General features: G+C 59.4%; 13 protein-coding genes and 1 pseudogene. 13 read left to right on the top strand and 1 reads right to left on the bottom strand.

Annotated elements, in window-relative coordinates:
- The first annotated feature begins 155 nt into the window (after positions 1 to 155).
- The 3 genes from ACHFB9_RS13865 (at position 156) to ACHFB9_RS13855 (ending at position 4143) form a co-directional block, all read left to right on the top strand.
- Positions 156 to 932 (top strand): FHA domain-containing protein, encoded by a 777-nt coding sequence (locus ACHFB9_RS13865; RefSeq protein WP_417067902.1) that lies wholly within the window; start codon positions 156 to 158, stop codon positions 930 to 932.
- A gap of 15 nt (positions 933 to 947) precedes the next feature.
- Positions 948 to 1715 carry an MBL fold metallo-hydrolase gene (locus ACHFB9_RS13860; RefSeq protein ID WP_417067901.1) on the top strand — a complete coding sequence of 256 codons (768 nt, stop codon included), beginning with the start codon at positions 948 to 950 and terminating at the stop codon, positions 1713 to 1715.
- Positions 1716 to 1797: 82 nt separating this feature from the next.
- On the top strand, positions 1798 to 4143 hold the full coding sequence (locus ACHFB9_RS13855; protein ID WP_417067899.1) for a GspE/PulE family protein: 2346 nt from the start codon (positions 1798 to 1800) through the stop codon (positions 4141 to 4143).
- Positions 4144 to 4933: 790 nt separating this feature from the next.
- Here the strand turns inward: ACHFB9_RS13855 and ACHFB9_RS13850 are convergent.
- Positions 4934 to 5338 (bottom strand): GxxExxY protein, encoded by a 405-nt coding sequence (locus ACHFB9_RS13850; protein ID WP_417067897.1) that lies wholly within the window; start codon positions 5336 to 5338, stop codon positions 4934 to 4936.
- A gap of 535 nt (positions 5339 to 5873) precedes the next feature.
- Between ACHFB9_RS13850 and ACHFB9_RS13845 the strand changes: the two are divergent.
- The 10 genes and pseudogenes from ACHFB9_RS13845 to ACHFB9_RS13800 all read left to right on the top strand — a co-directional run.
- A pseudogene (locus ACHFB9_RS13845) lies at positions 5874 to 5982 on the top strand (pilin); the annotation flags it as partial.
- Between the two features lie 29 nt (positions 5983 to 6011).
- Positions 6012 to 6302, top strand: a complete 291-nt coding sequence (locus ACHFB9_RS13840; RefSeq protein ID WP_417071390.1) for a pilin — start codon at positions 6012 to 6014, stop codon at positions 6300 to 6302.
- Between the two features lie 372 nt (positions 6303 to 6674).
- Entirely contained in the window at positions 6675 to 7091 is a 417-nt protein-coding gene (locus tag ACHFB9_RS13835; RefSeq protein ID WP_417067896.1) for a pilin, read from the top strand.
- A 62-nt stretch (positions 7092 to 7153) separates the two neighbouring features.
- Positions 7154 to 9136 carry a hypothetical protein gene (locus ACHFB9_RS13830; RefSeq protein ID WP_417067895.1) on the top strand — a complete coding sequence of 661 codons (1983 nt, stop codon included), beginning with the start codon at positions 7154 to 7156 and terminating at the stop codon, positions 9134 to 9136.
- A complete protein-coding gene (locus ACHFB9_RS13825; RefSeq protein ID WP_417067894.1) occupies positions 9129 to 9980 on the top strand; it encodes a glycosyltransferase family 2 protein in 852 nt (283 codons plus the stop codon). The genes ACHFB9_RS13830 and ACHFB9_RS13825 overlap by 8 nt, the downstream gene beginning before the upstream one ends.
- A gap of 47 nt (positions 9981 to 10027) precedes the next feature.
- On the top strand, positions 10028 to 11293 hold the full coding sequence (locus ACHFB9_RS13820; RefSeq protein WP_417067893.1) for an oligosaccharide flippase family protein: 1266 nt from the start codon (positions 10028 to 10030) through the stop codon (positions 11291 to 11293).
- Positions 11286 to 12053: a class I SAM-dependent methyltransferase gene (locus ACHFB9_RS13815; protein WP_417067891.1), complete on the top strand. Its 768-nt coding sequence runs from the start codon at positions 11286 to 11288 to the stop codon at positions 12051 to 12053. The genes ACHFB9_RS13820 and ACHFB9_RS13815 overlap by 8 nt, the downstream gene beginning before the upstream one ends.
- Positions 12054 to 12171: 118 nt before the next feature.
- Positions 12172 to 14034: an asparagine synthase (glutamine-hydrolyzing) gene (gene asnB / locus ACHFB9_RS13810; RefSeq protein WP_417067889.1), complete on the top strand. Its 1863-nt coding sequence runs from the start codon at positions 12172 to 12174 to the stop codon at positions 14032 to 14034.
- Positions 14035 to 14046: 12 nt separating this feature from the next.
- The gene (locus ACHFB9_RS13805; protein WP_417067888.1) at positions 14047 to 15183 is read left to right on the top strand and encodes a glycosyltransferase family 4 protein; all 1137 of its coding nucleotides are present in this window, start codon (positions 14047 to 14049) and stop codon (positions 15181 to 15183) included.
- A 4-nt stretch (positions 15184 to 15187) separates the two neighbouring features.
- Positions 15188 to 16324, top strand: coding sequence for a glycosyltransferase family 4 protein (locus tag ACHFB9_RS13800; protein ID WP_417067887.1), 1137 nt, complete (start codon positions 15188 to 15190; stop codon positions 16322 to 16324).
- Positions 16325 to 16329 lie beyond the last annotated feature (5 nt).

Genomic DNA, 16329 nt, shown 5'->3' with positions numbered 1-16329 from the left:
TGCGGCTCGACAAATGTCGACGTCTGCAAACAAAGACACAGGTTTTTCGTAGCAATTTGTCAGTGATCTTGCCCCGGAACGGGTGCCACTGGCATAGTCTTAACACTGTCGGTCAGGCCGTGTTCCCTGTATCGCCGTAGCCCAAAGGAGTTGGCATGCCCAAGATCGTCCTCAGCATGGATGGCCTGGTGCTGAAGGAAATTGCGCTCGACAAGCCGCGGATCTCGGTGGGGCGCAAGCCTCAAAATGACATCCAGATCGACAATCTCGCGATCAGCGGTGAACACGCGGCGATCACGACGATCCTGAACGATGCCTTTCTCGAGGATCTGAACAGCACCAACGGTACCTACGTCAATGGTCAGCCGGTCAAGAAGTGCGCGCTCAAGGATGGCGACATCGTCGAGCTTGGCAAGTACCGGCTCAAGTTCATCAAGGATGCGGTGCTGCCCGACACTTCGAGCACCTTCGACAAGCCTTTCGCGGTTCCCGCCGATTTTGCGGCCACCCAGGCCACCCAGGCCCGGGCGGCTTCCGACACGATGGTGACCGGCTTCACCGAAGCCCAGAGCGCGACGCATGGCGTCTCTTCGGCCGGGGTTCTGTCTTCTTCGACGGGACTCAATTCGAACTGGGTGGCGCCCGAATCGGCCGCTCCGGTCTCGAACGGAGTTGTCCAGATCCTCTCGGGCCGCAACGCCGGGCGCGAGCTGGAGCTCTCCAAGTCCCTGACGACTCTGGGCAAGCCAGGAGTCCAGGTGGCCGTGATCACGCGCCGCGCCCACGGCTATTTCATTACCCATGTTGAAGGAACGGCTTTTCCTGTCGTCAATGGTCGCCAGATCGATGCCCAGGCTCATCCTCTTCAGGATCACGACATCATCGAACTGGCGGGGGTCAAGATGGAATTTTACCTGCGGCAGGGTGGGTAGAAACGAGAGGCTGAGGTGGACATTCGCGTCCTTGGCTGCAGCGGCGGCATAGGGGGTCTGGAACAGCGCACGACGGCGCTCGCTGTCGACGATGACATTCTGATCGACTGCGGAACCGGGGTCGCGACACTTCCAGTCGAAGAGCTGGTCAAGATCGACCACATCTTTCTGACGCACTCCCATCTCGACCACATCGCTTTTCTGCCTTTCATCATCGATTCAATCGGCGACTACCGGAGTTCGCCGATCACCGTCCACGCGGCGCCCGAGACGCTGCGCATCCTGCGCTCGCACATCTTCAACTGGCTGATCTGGCCGGATTTCTCAGCGATCCCCGACCGCAGCCGGCCCCTGCTGCGCTTCAACGAGCTTCGCGTCGGTGAGACCCGGGAGCTTGCGGGGCGGCGAATCACGGCCTTGCCGGTTCTGCACTCGGTTCCGGCGATCGGCTATCAGCTTCAGGGCGAGGAGGCCAGCCTCGCTTTTACCGGCGACACGACGGTGTCGGCGAACCTGATTGCGGCGCTCAACGTGATGGACGATCTGCGCTATCTGGTCATCGAGACGGCCTTCCCGAACCGTCAGCACGATCTGGCGCTGGCCGCCCGCCACCTCTGTCCGCAGATGCTGTTTTCGGTGCTCGACCGGCTGTCCGGTACGCCGGAAGTGTTCGTGACTCATCTGAAGCCGGCTCAGGCCGAGGAAATCCGCAACGAGCTGGCTCAATACCGCGGTCGCATCAGACCGGGAATCCTCGCCAATGGGCAGATTTTCCGGGTCTGAGTGGCGCGGCCATTTTGAATTTGCCTGAGGAGGAAGGCCTCCGGTGGCTTGACGCGGCGGCCTCCCGCCGTCTGGAGAAGAGATGAAACCGACATCCGCCTCCGGCGACATCAATCGCCGCCTGGCCTTCTTCAAGGGTTTGCAGACGCTGACGGCGCGCATCCACGCGACCAACAACATCGACGAGATCATCTTCGAACTCTCGACCGACATCTGCAGCCTGTTCGCCGCGGAGCGGATCACGCTCTACGTCGTCGATGAAGGCGGGCAGGCCATCGTTTCCAAGGTCAAGACCGGTTTGAATGCGGTCAAGACGATCCGCCTGCCGATCTCGGAGCGCAGCATCGCCGGCTATGTCGCGCTGCACAAGACTCTTGTCAATATCCATGATGCATACGACACGGAGGAGCTTGCAAAGATCTCTGCGGGGCTGGAATTTCGTCGGGAAGTCGATCTGCGCAGCGGCTTTCACACCCGCCAGGTGCTGACCGCGCCGATCGTCGGCGGTGCGGATGAGCGCCTGCTCGGCGTGATCCAGCTCCTCAATACCCGCGACGGTGCGGATTTCTCGGTGATCGACGAAGAAGGCATGATGGGCCTGACGCAGACCCTGGGCCTTGCCTTCATGCAGCGCCTGCAGACCGAGCGCCCGCTGCGCAACAAATACGACGACCTGGTCCGCTCCGGCGCCTTGAATCCCGAGCAGCTCGAAGAGGCGGTCAAACATGCGCGGGATCGCGACGCCTCGGTCGAGACGGTTTTGCTCGACGAGTACCACGTCAGTCTGGAACAGATCGGTGCGTCGATGTCGCGCTTCTATGCCGTGCCCTACGAACCTTTTCAGAAGGATCGCATCCGGCCCGTCGCGCTGCTGCGCAACATCAAGAAGGACTACGTGCTGCAAAGCCAGTGGATTCCGCTCGAAGAAACTCACGAGGGAATCATCGTGCTGACCGTGGAACCGGAGCAGGTGCGCGGGGCGCGCGTGGCCGAGAACGTGTTTCCCGGCACTCCGCTGAGTTTTCGTGTCACCACCCGCAAGGAGTTCGAACAGACCGTCGAGCAGCTCTTCGGCCACGGCTACGACGATGCGTCGGTGTCCGACTTGCTGTCCGGCATGGGTGAGGATGAGCGCGAGCAGCCTCTTGATGACGAACTGTCGGCCGCTGCCGACAACGAGCTGGTCAAGCTCGTGAACCGGATCATCGTCGATGCCTACAAGCAGAACGCATCCGATATTCATATCGAACCGCGCCCGGGCAAGGAAAAGACGCTCGTGCGCTTCCGCAAGGACGGCTCGCTGACCCCTTATATCGAAGTTCCCGCCGCCTACCGCAATTCTCTGATCACGCGGATCAAGATCATGTGCGATCTGGACATCTCGGAGCGTCGCAAACCTCAGGACGGCAAGATCCGCTTTCGCAAGTACGGGCCGCTCGACATCGAACTGCGCGTCGCGACCCTGCCGACCGCCGGAGGGGTCGAAGATGTTGTGATGCGCCTGCTCGCCAACGGCGAGCCGCTGCCGCTGCCCAAGCTGGGCCTGTCGCCGCGCAACCTCGAACGGCTCGCTGCGACGATCGCGAAACCCTACGGCATCTTCTTCGTCTGCGGCCCGACCGGTTCGGGCAAGACCACGACACTGCACTCGATCCTGAAGGAGCTCAACACCAAGGAAACCAAGATCTGGACCGCCGAGGATCCGGTCGAGATCACCCAGCGCGGGCTGCGCCAGGTCCAGGTCAACCGCAAAGCCGGTCTCGATTTTCCGACCGTGATGCGGGCCTTCCTGCGCGCCGACCCCGACGTGATCATGGTTGGCGAGATGCGCGACCAGGAGACCGTCTCGATCGGCATCGAAGCTTCGCTGACCGGCCACCTCGTGCTCTCGACGCTGCACACGAACAGCGCGCCCGAGTCCATCGTCCGACTGCTCGACATGGGCATGGATCCGTTCAACTTCTCCGATGCGCTGCTCGGCGTGCTCGCCCAGCGCCTCGCCAAGCGGCTCTGTCAGCACTGCAAGCGGGCCTACCATCCCGACGAGGACGAGATCGAATCGCTGCTCGCCGCCTATTGCGAGGAGTTGCACGAAACCACCGCCTTCCTCGCCGACCCCGAGGCGGCGAGATCTGCGATCCTCGAGCAGTGGCGGCAGAGCTTCGCCGACGAAAAGGGCCAGTTCACGCTCTTCCATGCGGTGGGCTGCCCGGAATGCACCGAAGGCTACCGGGGGCGGATGGGGCTGCACGAGCTGATGCTCGGCACTGACGCCGTCAAGCACCTGATCCAGACCCGCGCGCCGGTCGCCCAGCTGCTCGCCCGCGCGCTCGAAGACGGCATGCGCACGCTGCGCCAGGACGGCATCGAGAAAGTGCTCCAGGGCATCACCGACATGAAGCAGATCCGCAAGGTCTGTATCCGCTGAGCGAGGGCGGGGTTTCACGAAGCACTGCTTCGCGCCGCCCGAGCCGCTTCGGTGTGCAAACCGAAGCGTTGAACCGCAGATCAAGGTCAAAGGCATTCCTCACGCAGAGCCGCTGAGCCGCAGAGGAAAGACAAGGTCAAGAGCGCTTTTTGGGCAACAACGCTCCGGCGAAGATGTGCCGGATCTGTGTCTTTTGCTCCGGAAGGTCAAACCATCCCTCACGCAGAGCCGCAGAGCCGCAGAGGCGCAGAGGAAAGACGAGGTCAAAAGCATTCCTCGGGCCACAACGCTCCGTGAAGATGCGCCGGATCTGTGCTCTTTGCTCAGGATGCTGTTTGTCTTTGGTTTTCTCTGCGGCTCTGCGTGAGACCGGCCTTTTCCCTGACGTTGGTATTCTCTGTGTTCACGGGAAGGGGGAACTTGGAACCTGGAGCGACGTGCCCCGGTTTGTTCACAAAACAGGTTTGGCCTTCTCTGTGGCTCTGCGGTTCTGCGTGAGACCGGCTTTTCCCTGCTGTTGGTTTTCCCTGTGTTCACGGGATGGGGGAACTCGGAACCTGGAGCGGCGTGCCCCGGTTTGTTCACGAAGCAGGTTTGACCTTCTCTGCGCCTCTGCGTGAGACCGGCCTTTTCCCTGCCGTTGGTCTTCTTTGCGTTCCCGGGATGAGGGGCTCGGAACCTGGAGCGGCGTGCCCCGGGTTTTGCTCATGAAGCGGGTTTGATCTTCTCTGTGGCTCTGCGGCTCTGCGTGAGATCGAATTTGACCTTGCCTTGCCCGGTCTCTCCTGTTCTACGGCAGAGGAAGGCTTGGCTGGCTTGCGCGGCTGTTGATCACGCGGTGGAGGCCGTTCTTCAGGGGACTTGCCCCAAAGTTGATGACCAGGCCCAGCGGGAGCTTCATCAGACGCAAGTAGGTCAGAACCTGCTTTACATGTACCGGACTTTCCTTCTCGACGGACTTGAGCTCAACGACGACTTGTCCTTCGACGAGCAGGTCGATCTGAAAGGCATCCTCGAAGAGGGTGCCATCGTATTCAAAGGTAACCGCTCTTTGGCGTTCGACCAGGAGTCCCCGCTTCTGTAGCTGCTTTGCCCGCACTTGCTCGTACACGGATTCCAGGAGTCCTGGGCCGAGATCCTTATGGATGGCGATGGCCGCATCGATGATGGTGCCGCTTATCTCGTTCAGTTCCATGTAGTTCCTCCAGTTCTTGAGCATAGATCTGCTGGAGGATGGGGGCGCAGGAAGCATTGCTTTACGCGGAGCCACAGAGCTTCAGAAGCGAAAGGTCAAAACAACCCTCACGCCGTGGCACAGCGAAGGTCAAAGGCATTCCTCACGCAGAGCCGCAGAGCCGCGGAGGAAAGACGAGGTCAAAAGCGTCCTTGGGTCACAACGCTCCGGCGAATGTGCGTCAGATCAGTGACTTTCGCTCAGGATGCTGTTTGTCTTTGGTTTTCTCTGCGGCTCTGCGTGAGATAGATCTTGGCTTTGCTCTGTCGCTGTGCGCGAGATGGAATTTGTCCTTGCCCTGCCGCCCTGGCAGCGAAGGCGGTTTGCGTCATGATGTGACTGAATTTGACAGTTTCCTCGTCGATGAGTCTGCGCAGGCCGCGGATTCGTGACGCAAGTCCTTGTTTTGTAAGGGCTGCCTTCGTGATCATGGATCTGGCACAGCGTCTGCATGAATATGTATTTGGCAAAAGTGCCGCCAATGAGCGAGGAAATCATGAACAAGACCCGCCCGCGTGGCTTCACGCTGATCGAACTGATGATCGTCGTCGCGATCATCGGCATCCTGGCCGCGCTCGCGCTGCCAGCCTACCAAGACTACACGAAGCGTAGCCATGTAGCGGAAGGTCTTGTGATGGCGGGGGCGGTTAAGGCTTCTGTAACAGAGTTCTATGCCGACAAAGGCTACTTTCCGGGCAACAATGACAGCGTTGGCGTTGCCAGTGCTGCCAGCGTTTCTGGTCAGGCCGTGCGAAGCATCCAGGTCGGCAGCAGTGGAGTGATCACGGTGACCTTCAAGTCCTTGATCGATCCTGCGAACAATGTACTCACGCTGACTCCGACTGCTGCCGGTGGTACTGTGGCCTGGGACTGCAAGGGTGGATCGCTTAGCGCAAAGTACCGACCCACCAATTGCCGCGGCTGATTGACTTGGCCATCCTTCGCCTCCCGTGTCTGTGGAGTGATTCTGATTCCTCCTTCGCGGTGCCGTCTGGCGCTCCGCGAAAATCTCCGAACCTCCCCGGGCTCCTCTCCCAATTCTGAATCTCCCCCTCCGGGTCTTGGCGCCTTGCAGCGATGAACCCAGAATTCCGCTGCTCAGACCTTCAAGTTGTCACTGATCGTCAGCAGGTGACGAAAATGGGCAGTTCTCCGTGATGCAAATCACGCTTCCGCTTTCCCGGAGCGCGCCAAACCCTTGATCTGCAAGCGATCGGCGAGCCTCTCGCATCTGGCACGACATGTGCATATAATCCGATCAGCGGAATCACCCGCCCGAATTTTGAGGGGAACTCTCATGAACAAGATGCAAAAAGGTTTCACGCTGATCGAACTGATGATCGTCGTCGCGATCATCGGTATCCTGGCCGCCATCGCGCTGCCCGCTTACCAAGACTACACTAAGCGTTCGCACGTTACCGAGGGCTTGACTCTGGCTGCCGGTGCCAAGGCTGCTGTGACCGAGTTCTACTCGTCGAAGGGCGCTTGGCCGGCGGCAAACGGTTCGGCTGGTCTCGCCGCCGACACTTCGATCAAGGGCAATGCCGTCAACTCCGTGGCGGTTTCTGGTTCGCTGATCACCGTGACCTTCAACACCAAGGTCGCCCCGGGTGCCACGCTCTTCTTGCAGGGGCACGATACGAATGGCACGGTCTCCTGGACTTGCACCGGCGGTACCCTTGTTTCCAAGTATCGTCCTTCGAACTGCCGCTGAGTTTTTCTGACCGCAGCAAAAGTGGCACCCTTTGGGGTGCCATTTGTTTTATGGAAGCGAGCATGCGCGATATTTCGTCCTCGACTCTTGTCCTTAGATGGGCTCTTTGCTTGGTGCTGCTGGCCTGCCTGGGTTCCTATTGGCCCGGGCTCTACGGGAACTACGTCTTCGACGACCCGGCCAACATCCTCGAAAATTCCCGTTTGGCGATTAAGTCGCTGGAACTCTCCGCGCTGCGTGCGGCCTTCTGGTCTGGAGATGCAGGCCCTCTGGGGCGCCCGTTCAGCATGCTCACCTTCGCGCTGAATCACTACTTCACCGGCTTTGATCCCTTCTATTTCAAACTCACCAATTTGGTGATCCACCTGATCAACACGGTTCTGGTCTATCGGCTAGCGCGGCTTCTTCTGCCGTGCTTCACGGCCCCGTTGAGCGAGGGAAAAGCGGAATGGGGTGCGGTGCTGGTTGCTGCTCTCTGGGGGCTTCACCCGCTGAATCTGACCAGCGTGCTCTATGTTGTGCAGCGGATGACCAGCCTTTCAGCTTTGTTCGGGCTTGTCGCGCTGACGGTCTATGTCCATTGGCGCAGCCTCAGTTACCCCCCCCGTTTTCGACACTCACTGTGCGTGGGATGTTTGGTTTGCCTGGCCCTGCTGGCGGCGGTATTGAGCAAGGAGTCCGGTGTTCTATTCGTTCCTCTGCTGCTCTGGATTGAGATCGTTTTGCTGCGTGGGCGGCGCGGCGAAGTACCTATTTGCATCGGTCGCATCAAGCTGATCCACCTTGCTTGGGTGTCGGTGCTGCTGGGGTTCTTTGTCTGTCTTGCAGCGTTGCCGGCCTATACCGATCCGGCGGCCTTTCTCCGCCGAGGCTTTACGCTCCAGGAAAGGCTGATGACCGAGTCGAGGGTTGTCTTCTACTACCTTCGTTTGCTCTTTGCTCCGTCACTCTCGGAGCTGAGTCTCTACCACGACGATTTCATTGTCTCGATGGGGCTGCTTCAGCCCGTCAGTACGCTTCTTTCCCTTCTTGCTCTGGGTTTGGTTACGGTGGGCTGTGCATGGGTAGTCCGCAGGAGTCCCGTCTGGTTGTTTGCCTGGGGATGGTTCCTGATTGGACATTCTCTGGAGTCTTCCTTCATCAGCCTGGAGCTGGTCCATGAGCATCGGAACTACTTTGCGATCATCGGCCCGCTGCTGTTGGTTCCTGCTCTGCTCTTTCAAATCAAGGCCGAGCGCCTAGGGAAAGTGATTTACACGGGAGTGGTTGGACTTTGTCTGATCTTGGCTTTCTTGACCTGGCAACGGGCAGAGATCTGGTCCAATCTCGTTGACCAAGCCGCATTCGAAGCGGCTACTCATCCTCGCTCTGAACGGGCTAATTATCAGTTGGCGCGGGTCTACATCAAATTGCTGGATCAGGGGCGGGGGGCGCGATACGCAAGTCTGGCGCGAGAGGCGCTCGCGCGAGCCGAGCAAAGTTACAGATCCAGCAATGGCGCGCTGTTCGGACTTATACATTTGGCTTACTATCAGAAGCAGCAGCCTTCTCCTGATGTCGTGGAAAGTCTGAGACGTGATTTGCGCGAGAGACCCTTTCAGAACAGCAACATCGGTTTCCTCGATGCCTTCGTTTCGTGCCAGATCAGTGGACGCTGCAAGATGAGACATGATCAGGCTGTTGGGTTTCTGGTTGCCGCACTGGAAAATCCAACAGGTGATCGTGTGACGCGCTCCTGCATCGACAAGTTGCTTGCGCGTTACTTTTCGGAGGTGGCCGGCGATTACGCGAAAAGCGCCGAGTTCGCCCGTGACAGCCTCGCTGAAGTGGATGATGTGGGAGGGCATATGTTGCTCGGCCAGATCCATCGATTGGCTGGGGAAATTCAGAAAGCTGAGAGTGAGCTGGATCTGGCAGAAAAAATGGACAGACGCCGAGTTTGGTTTCAGGAAATCAAAGGGGAGCGAAAGAAGCTCGCTCAAGCTAGCAGCGAGAAAACTGCATTGCAAAAAGCAGTCCCAGAAAAGGAGGTAACCGGTGATTAGTATCGTACTGCCCGCCAAGAACGAGGAAGGTGCGATCGGTGCGACCGTTGAAAAGATCCGGATATCCTGTCCTGAGGCAGAGGTGATCGTCGTCGATGATGGCTCGTCAGACGGTACGGCGGAATGTGCCAAAGCCGCCGGCGCGCGCGTCGTCTCTCACCCGTACTCAAAGGGTAATGGCGCGGCGATCAAAACCGGAGCCCGAGTCGCGACGGGCGAGATCATCATATTCATGGACGCGGACGGTCAGCACGATCCCGCCGACATCCCGCGCCTGCTCGCGAAGATGGGGGAAGGTTACGATCTCGTCGTCGGAGCGAGGGGGAAGGGTTCCCAGGCCAGCGCCGGGCGCGGGGTCGCGAACCGCTTCTATAACAAGCTGGCGAGCTACATGACCGGTCACACGGTCGAGGATCTTACCTCGGGTTTCCGCGCCGTGCGCGCGGCGAAGTTTAGAGAGTTTCTTTACCTGCTGCCGAACGGTTTTTCCTATCCGACGACCTCGACGATGGCCTTCTTTCGCGCAGGCTATTCGGTGGCTTATCTGCCGATCACGGCCGCGAAGCGGATCGGCAAGAGCCATATCATGCTGCTGCGTGACGGCACCCGTTTTCTGTTGATCATCTTCAAGATCGGCACGCTCTACTCGCCCTTGAAGCTCTTCGGTCCTGTCGCGTTGCTGCTTTTCCTCGTCGCGAGCGGTTGGTATGCGCACACCTTCATCGCCTTCAGCCGGTTTACGAATATGAGCGCGCTGCTCTATACGGGAAGCGTGGTCGTGTTCCTGATGGGCTTGATCTCGGAGCAGATCACGGCGCTGATGTACAAGGATAAGGATGTCTGAGGGGCTGACGCCGTGCTACTGCCTGGGGGATGGCGGAAAGTGTTTGCATGGCTAATAGATTCCGCTTCGCTGGGCTGACTGCGCGCAACACCTTGTTGGCCAATCTCTGGCAGGTGTTTCGGATCGGACTGCAGTTCGCCTATCTGGTCCTTGTTGCCAGGCTGCTCGGCGCCGAGGGCTACGGCGTATTTTCCGGTGTCGTCGCCCTGTCCGTCAGCTTGTCTCCGCTCGTGGGGGTCGGCTTCGGGACCATCCTGATCAAGGAGGTTTCCCGTTCGCCCGAGAATTTCGGCGCTTTTTGGGCAAAGGCATTGCGCGCTTTGATCGTATCGGCTCCGGTGATGGCGGGGGGTGCGATGTTGCTCTCCTGGCGGCTCTTCTCCCGCGGAAAGTACGATTCTCTCGTCCTGTTGATCGTTGCTGCAGAGTTCTTCGCGATGCCGCTGATCTCCCTTGTGTCCGTTGCCTATCAGGCCAATGAGCGGGTCGGGAGGACGATGTTCAATCACGTCCAGATGAATCTGTTCAGGTTCATGGCTGTACTAATCCTGAGTCTTCAGGAGAAAGTCAGTTTGGCCGTTTTCGCTTGGATGTACTTGGCCTCGACGGTCCTGGCTGCGGCCCTATCCTATTTTCAGGTCTGCCGAGATCTCGGACGTCCAACTTGGAGCGAGGCTGCGATACGGGGGCGCCTGCGGGAAGGTTTCGGATTTTCACTGAGCATCGTCGCCGCCTGTGCCGGAAGCGAGATCGATAAGGCTTTGCTGCTCCGAATGGGGACAGAGCGCGAGACGGGAAACTATTCGCTGGCCTCCAGGGTGATTACTGCCGCAACGATGCCCCTGCTCGGATACCTCCTCGCGATCGTTCCCAAACTGTTCCGCCGAGGCGAACAGGGGGGGGCGGCTGCGGCCACGCTTGCGCGTAAGCTCATGCTGCCAGTGCTCGTGTATGGCGTGCTGGCCGGAACTGCAACTTATTTCTTCGCGCCCATCCTGCTGCTTGTCTTCGGTTCAGGTTTTTCGGACGCGCTGCCTCTGGTCCGCCTCCTGATACCGATTCCGTTCCTGATGGGCGTCTCTCAGATCGGTCTGAACGTGCTCTCCGCCACGGACAGGCAGAGGCTGCGCGTGCTGATCGAAACGGCGAGTGTTCTGGGTAACATCATGCTCAACTTGTTGTTTATCCCGCAGATCGGGGCGCGCGGAGCTGTGTTTGCTATGCTGGCATCCCAGACGATGCTGGCCATTTTGCCCGTCCTGCTCGTCCTTTTTCAGGGGAGGGGTACTAGGGAGCGAGTTGTTGATGAATGAGCTGATCGAGGGAAACCTGCAGTCGATAAGAGAGTTCGAGCTGATGCGCGCCAAGGAATGTTTTCCGGTTCTTGCGGCAGGCAGGGGCAGACTTCTCGAGCTCGGTGCGGGCAATGGCTACCAAGCCAGGATGCTGGAAGCTGCAGGATTCGATGTGACGGCTGTGGATATGGCTGATAGTTACTATCACAGCCGCAGGGTATTTCCGATCATCGACTATGACGGAAAGCATATTCCGCAGGATACCGCTAGCGTGGATATCGTTTTCTCTTCGAACCTGCTCGAGCATGTCGGCGATATTGACGACTTCCTCGATGAGATCGCGCGGGTCATGACGAAGACGGGATACGCCATCCATGTCCTGCCGACGCCCGCCTGGCGCTTCTGGACCTCCTTCTTTCACTATTTCTGGCTGGTGAAGCGGGTCCGGGATCTGGTGCTTGTCCGGTCGCGTGGGAGCGTTGCAGAAGATCATGCTCCCCGAGCGCCCAGATCCTTTGCCGATCTGCTCAAGATTCTTTTCCCCTTCCGCCATGGCGAGCGCGGGAATGTCTTCAGCGAAACTTTCTACTTTTCGCGCAGGTGGTGGCTTAGAAAATTCTCTGAGCACGGTTATGATGTTGTGCTGGACTATCCGGTCGGTATCTTCTATTCAGGCGCCATAGTGCTCGGAGGTGGGCTGTCCATCCGGGCTCGCCAGCGTCTCGCCAGGTTTCTCGGATCTTCTTCCCGGCTTTATGTGCTGAAGAGGTCGGTCTGATCGAGGCGGGGGGAGTGCGGAAGCGAAATCTGCCCAACGCAAAATATTCTGTCTGGGGTGATCTGAGATCGTGTGTGCTATAGCGGGATTTTTGGGAAAGAGCGAGCTCTCTGGTGCTTTGGGCGCGCTGGCGCCGATGGCTGCTTCGCTGCGGCACCGAGGCCCGGATGGGGAGGGGGTTTGGTCGGATCCTGAGGCTGGTATTGGTCTCGCCCATTGCCGGCTTGCCGTCGTTGATCTCTCGCCCAATGGTGCTCAGCCCATGCTGTCGGCGAGCGGCCACCACGTCATCTGCTTCAACGGTGAGATCTACAACCACAAAAGCCTGCGTCTGCAGATCGAGGCCTGCCAGGAGGTGGCCTGGCGGGGTACATCGGACACCGAAGTTTTGCTAGAGGCGATAGACCTCTGGGGGGTTGAAGAAGCGCTCGATCGCAGCAACGGGATGTTTGCCTTAGCTGTTTGGGATCGTGCCCGCCGTGTTCTGACACTCGCCCGGGACAGAATGGGGGAGAAGCCCCTCTATGTCGGGCGGGTTGGTGGCAATATCGTCTTCGCTTCGGAATTGAAAGCGCTGTGCTGCGCGCCGGGATGGAAAGGCTTGCTCGACGCCGCGGCACTCGCCGAACTGATGCGCTTTGGCTATATCCGGGCGCCGCTGTCCATTTACGAACAGATCTATAAGCTTCCGGCGGGCAATCTTGTTCGTTTCTCTGCGGACGAAGCTCTGGCGTCCCTGCGCCTGGAAGATTTTGTCGCACGACTTCACCCCTACTGGAGTTTGGAGCGGGCGGTCGATGCGGCGCTCGACGCGCCGTTCAAGGGGGGCATCGAGGATGCGCTCGAATGCCTGCAGCCATTGCTCATCGACTCGGTGAAGCAGCGCATGGAGGCGGATGTTCCGGTTGGGGCGCTGCTCTCGGGCGGTGTTGACTCCTCGCTGGTCGTCGCGCTGATGCAGGAATGTTCCACAAAGCCGGTGCGCACTTTCACCGTTGGCTTTTCGGACAAGGCCTATGATGAGTCAGCCCGGGCCAGGAGAGTAGCCGAATATCTGGAGACTGAGCATACGGAGCTGACCGTCTCGCCCGACGAGGCTCTCGCGTTGATTCCTCGCCTTCCGGTTATCTACGATGAGCCGTTTGCCGATCCGTCGCAGATCCCGACTGCGCTGATCTGCGCGCTCACCCGTCAGAGCGTGACCGTGGCGCTGTCTGGCGATGGCGGCGATGAACTCTTCATGGGCTACAGGCGCTACGCCGATGCCCATAATGCCTGGAAGGTCTTCGGTTGTCTTCCTGGCTGGGCGAGGGCGTCAGCTGCTCACGGTTTGCAGAGCGTAGGGCGTCTGGTCGGTGGGCTCACAGGCTTCCGGCTGGCCAGATATGGCCGGCGAGTCCGTGCTCGGGACTTCGATCAGTGCTATGCAAATTTTGCCTCTCTGAGCTTGGTTCAGACCACCAGGAATTTGTGGCCGCTCCGTCATCCCGGAGGCGCCAGCCTTCCCGACTGGTTGAGCGAGTCGGGACAGAGGATGAGGTTCATGGACCAGTTGGCCTACCTGCCCGATGACATCCTGACCAAGACCGACCGGGCGAGCATGGCCTCCGCTCTGGAGCTCAGGGTGCCTTTGCTCGATCATCGAATTGTCGAATTCGCCTGGAGCCTGCCTAGTTCGATGCTGGCCGGGGGCGGGGTAGGCAAGCGCTTGCTGCGCCAGGCTCTCTACCGAAAGATTCCCCGTGTCCTGGTGGATCGGCCCAAACAGGGTTTCGATGTTCCGATTGACGACTGGCTGCGTGGCCCTCTGCGTGTCTGGGCACAGGAGCTTCTCTATGCGCGGGAACTCAGGAGTCTGGATCTGTTCGATTTTGCGGTGGTCGACCGCCTATGGTCTGAGCAGATCCAGGGGACGGCCAGGAATGCTTATGCGCTGTGGCCCATCCTGATGTTTGCTTCCTGGAATTTACTCAGCCACTGAAGCCGAGTCATCATGCGTATCCTAGTCATCTCCAATCTGCCTCCCTATGTGCTGGGGGGGGCTGAGAATCAGGTCTTCCGCCTCGTCTGTGCATGGCAGGGCGCGGGCGCGCAGGTCGAGGTTGCTGGGCACCGTTTGCCGAACGGGAGTGTTCGAACGGCGAATCGGGATCTGCCCACCCACCGCATCTTCGTCGTCAATCGCCTGGGGCGTTTGGGGCGATCCATCAGCTATTTCCTATCCCTGGCCTGCCTGCTGCTGCGTCATTCCGGACACTTCGACATTATCTATTGCCGGGGGCTTGCTGACGGTGCTCTCTCGATTTGCCTGCTCAAGAGCTTGGGTCTGCTGAATGTTCCGCTCGTAGCCTGCCCGATCAATGCCAAGGGGGCTGGAGACGTCAGCTTCATCAAGTCGATTCCGGGTTGGCGGTGGCTGGTGCGAATGCTCAACAGGCATTGCAATGGAATCAATATCATTGCTCCAGCCATCGAGCCTGATCTGGCTTCGGTCGGGATCACCGCTCCCGCCATCGCTCGCATCCCGAATGGAATCGCTCTGTCTGCCCCTGTCAAGCGTTCATCAGTTTCGGCGACGAGACAACTGATCTGGACCGGCCGTCTTAGCAAGCAGAAGGGGTTGGTCGTGATGATGAGGGCGCTGGCCTGCGTGAGGGCATCCGGGCGGGATTTTCACCTGCAGTTGATCGGAGACGGTCCTGAGCGGTTGGCGCTGGAGAGACTCAGCTCAGAGCTTGGGATCGCCGACCGAATTGAGTTCATCGGCGCCATCGATCGAGAGCAGATCAGGGCCAGACTCCATGCGGCCGATGTCTTCCTGCTTCCTTCCATCTACGAGGGGATGTCCAATTCCGCACTCGAAGCGATGGAGGCCGGCCTGCCCGTACTGCTGACTCGTTGCGGGGGAATCGATACCTATGTGGATGAAGCGTTGGGCTGGGTCTGCCCGCCTGACGATGAGTGCGCGCTCAGCCAGTCGCTGTGTGCAGCCTTGGATGCAGAGGACGGGGAACTGTTGGCTAGAGGCGCGTGCGCCCGGGCGCTTGTCGAGCGCCGTTTCGCGATTGAAGATGTTGCGGCGGCCAACCTCGCCTTTTTTGCCCGAATTCTCCTGCCAGCTGGCGAGTAGCCCCATGCGTATCCTGGTCCTCACTAAGCGCCAATACACAGGGCGGGACCTGCTGTCCGACCGCTATGGGCGGATGTTCGAGATCCCCGCGCAGCTCTCTGCTTTGGGTCATCAGGTCGCGGGCGTTGCACTGAGCTACCGCTCGCGGGGGAAGGTCCTCCCTGATGCCACAGGGGGCTCAGTCCTCTGGCGCTCGATAGATCTGTTCCCGGGGGGGCTGTGGCGCTATCCTCGTCAATTGAGGCAGACCGTTGCGCAGTTCCGACCTGATGTGATCTGGGCGAGTTCGGATGTGCTGCATGCGCTGGCTGGTCTTGCCGTCAAAAGGGTTCTCGGCGTCCCTGTCGTGATCGATCTGTATGACAACTACGAAAGCTTTGGTCTGAGCCAAATTCCCGGTGCAGTCGGGCTGCTCCGAGCAGCATGCCGGAATGCCGATGGGCTGACCTTGGTCGGCGCAAATCTGCTCGGCTACGCCGAGCGCAACTACAGGCTGCCGCCAGGACTTCCGCGTCTCGTGCTAGGTAACGCGGTCGATGACAGCCTTTTCAGGCCAATACCCAAGCTTCTGGCGCGCGAGCGTCTGGGGGTGGATTCGGAGGCTACGCTGATCGGAACAGCTGGAGCCTTGAGTGTAAGCCGAGGTTTTCCTGTCGTTCTCGAAGCCTATGGGGTGCTCGCTCAGTCGATGCCTTCGGTTCAGCTGTTGCTAGCGGGGCCACGTGATAGGCAGCTCGATGGGCTTGATCATCCTGGGGTTCGCTATCTGGGTATCTTGGAGCCGGAACGTGTGCCATTTTTCTGGAGTGCGTTAGATGTCGCGATCGTGCCGAACATCGATACGCCGTTCGGACGCTACTGTTACCCGCAGAAACTCCAGGAAGTACTCGCATGCGAGACTCCTTTCGTGGCCAGCGCGGTCGGAGAGGTCCGCCTGCTCTTGTCCGCCTTTCCTGAGTTTCTGGCCACAGCAGGATCAGTGTCGGCTATGGTGCAGCGTTTGGCCGGTCAGCTCGACAAGCGGTGCGTATTGCCGCGAAGCTTCGTTTCAAGCTGGCGGGGGCGCGCGCTTGAACTGGAAGCCTTTTTGAGCGAGGTCGTCAGCCGGAGTGCAGCAGGAGCTGGCAGTCTTTCACATTGAAGAGA

This window comes from Niveibacterium terrae (genome assembly GCF_048213115.1).
In the GTDB taxonomy this organism is placed as follows: domain Bacteria; phylum Pseudomonadota; class Gammaproteobacteria; order Burkholderiales; family Rhodocyclaceae; genus Niveibacterium; species Niveibacterium terrae.
This window is presented reverse-complemented; position numbering and strand designations above follow the sequence as displayed.

Bases quoted from the DNA above. Each gene is read 5' to 3' on its own strand.
- ACHFB9_RS13805 (WP_417067888.1), top strand. From the start codon at position 14,047: ATGCGTATCCTAGTCATCTCCAATCTGCCTCCCTATGTGCTGGGGGGG.
- ACHFB9_RS13855 (WP_417067899.1), top strand. From the start codon at position 1,798: ATGAAACCGACATCCGCCTCCGGCGACATCAATCGCCGCCTGGCCTTC.
- ACHFB9_RS13835 (WP_417067896.1), top strand. From the start codon at position 6,675: ATGAACAAGATGCAAAAAGGTTTCACGCTGATCGAACTGATGATCGTC.
- ACHFB9_RS13865 (WP_417067902.1), top strand. From the start codon at position 156: ATGCCCAAGATCGTCCTCAGCATGGATGGCCTGGTGCTGAAGGAAATT.
- ACHFB9_RS13850 (WP_417067897.1), bottom strand. From the start codon at position 5,338: ATGGAACTGAACGAGATAAGCGGCACCATCATCGATGCGGCCATCGCC.
- ACHFB9_RS13820 (WP_417067893.1), top strand. From the start codon at position 10,028: ATGGCTAATAGATTCCGCTTCGCTGGGCTGACTGCGCGCAACACCTTG.
- ACHFB9_RS13830 (WP_417067895.1), top strand. From the start codon at position 7,154: ATGCGCGATATTTCGTCCTCGACTCTTGTCCTTAGATGGGCTCTTTGC.
- ACHFB9_RS13815 (WP_417067891.1), top strand. From the start codon at position 11,286: ATGAATGAGCTGATCGAGGGAAACCTGCAGTCGATAAGAGAGTTCGAG.
- ACHFB9_RS13840 (WP_417071390.1), top strand. From the start codon at position 6,012: ATGGCGGGGGCGGTTAAGGCTTCTGTAACAGAGTTCTATGCCGACAAA.
- ACHFB9_RS13800 (WP_417067887.1), top strand. From the start codon at position 15,188: ATGCGTATCCTGGTCCTCACTAAGCGCCAATACACAGGGCGGGACCTG.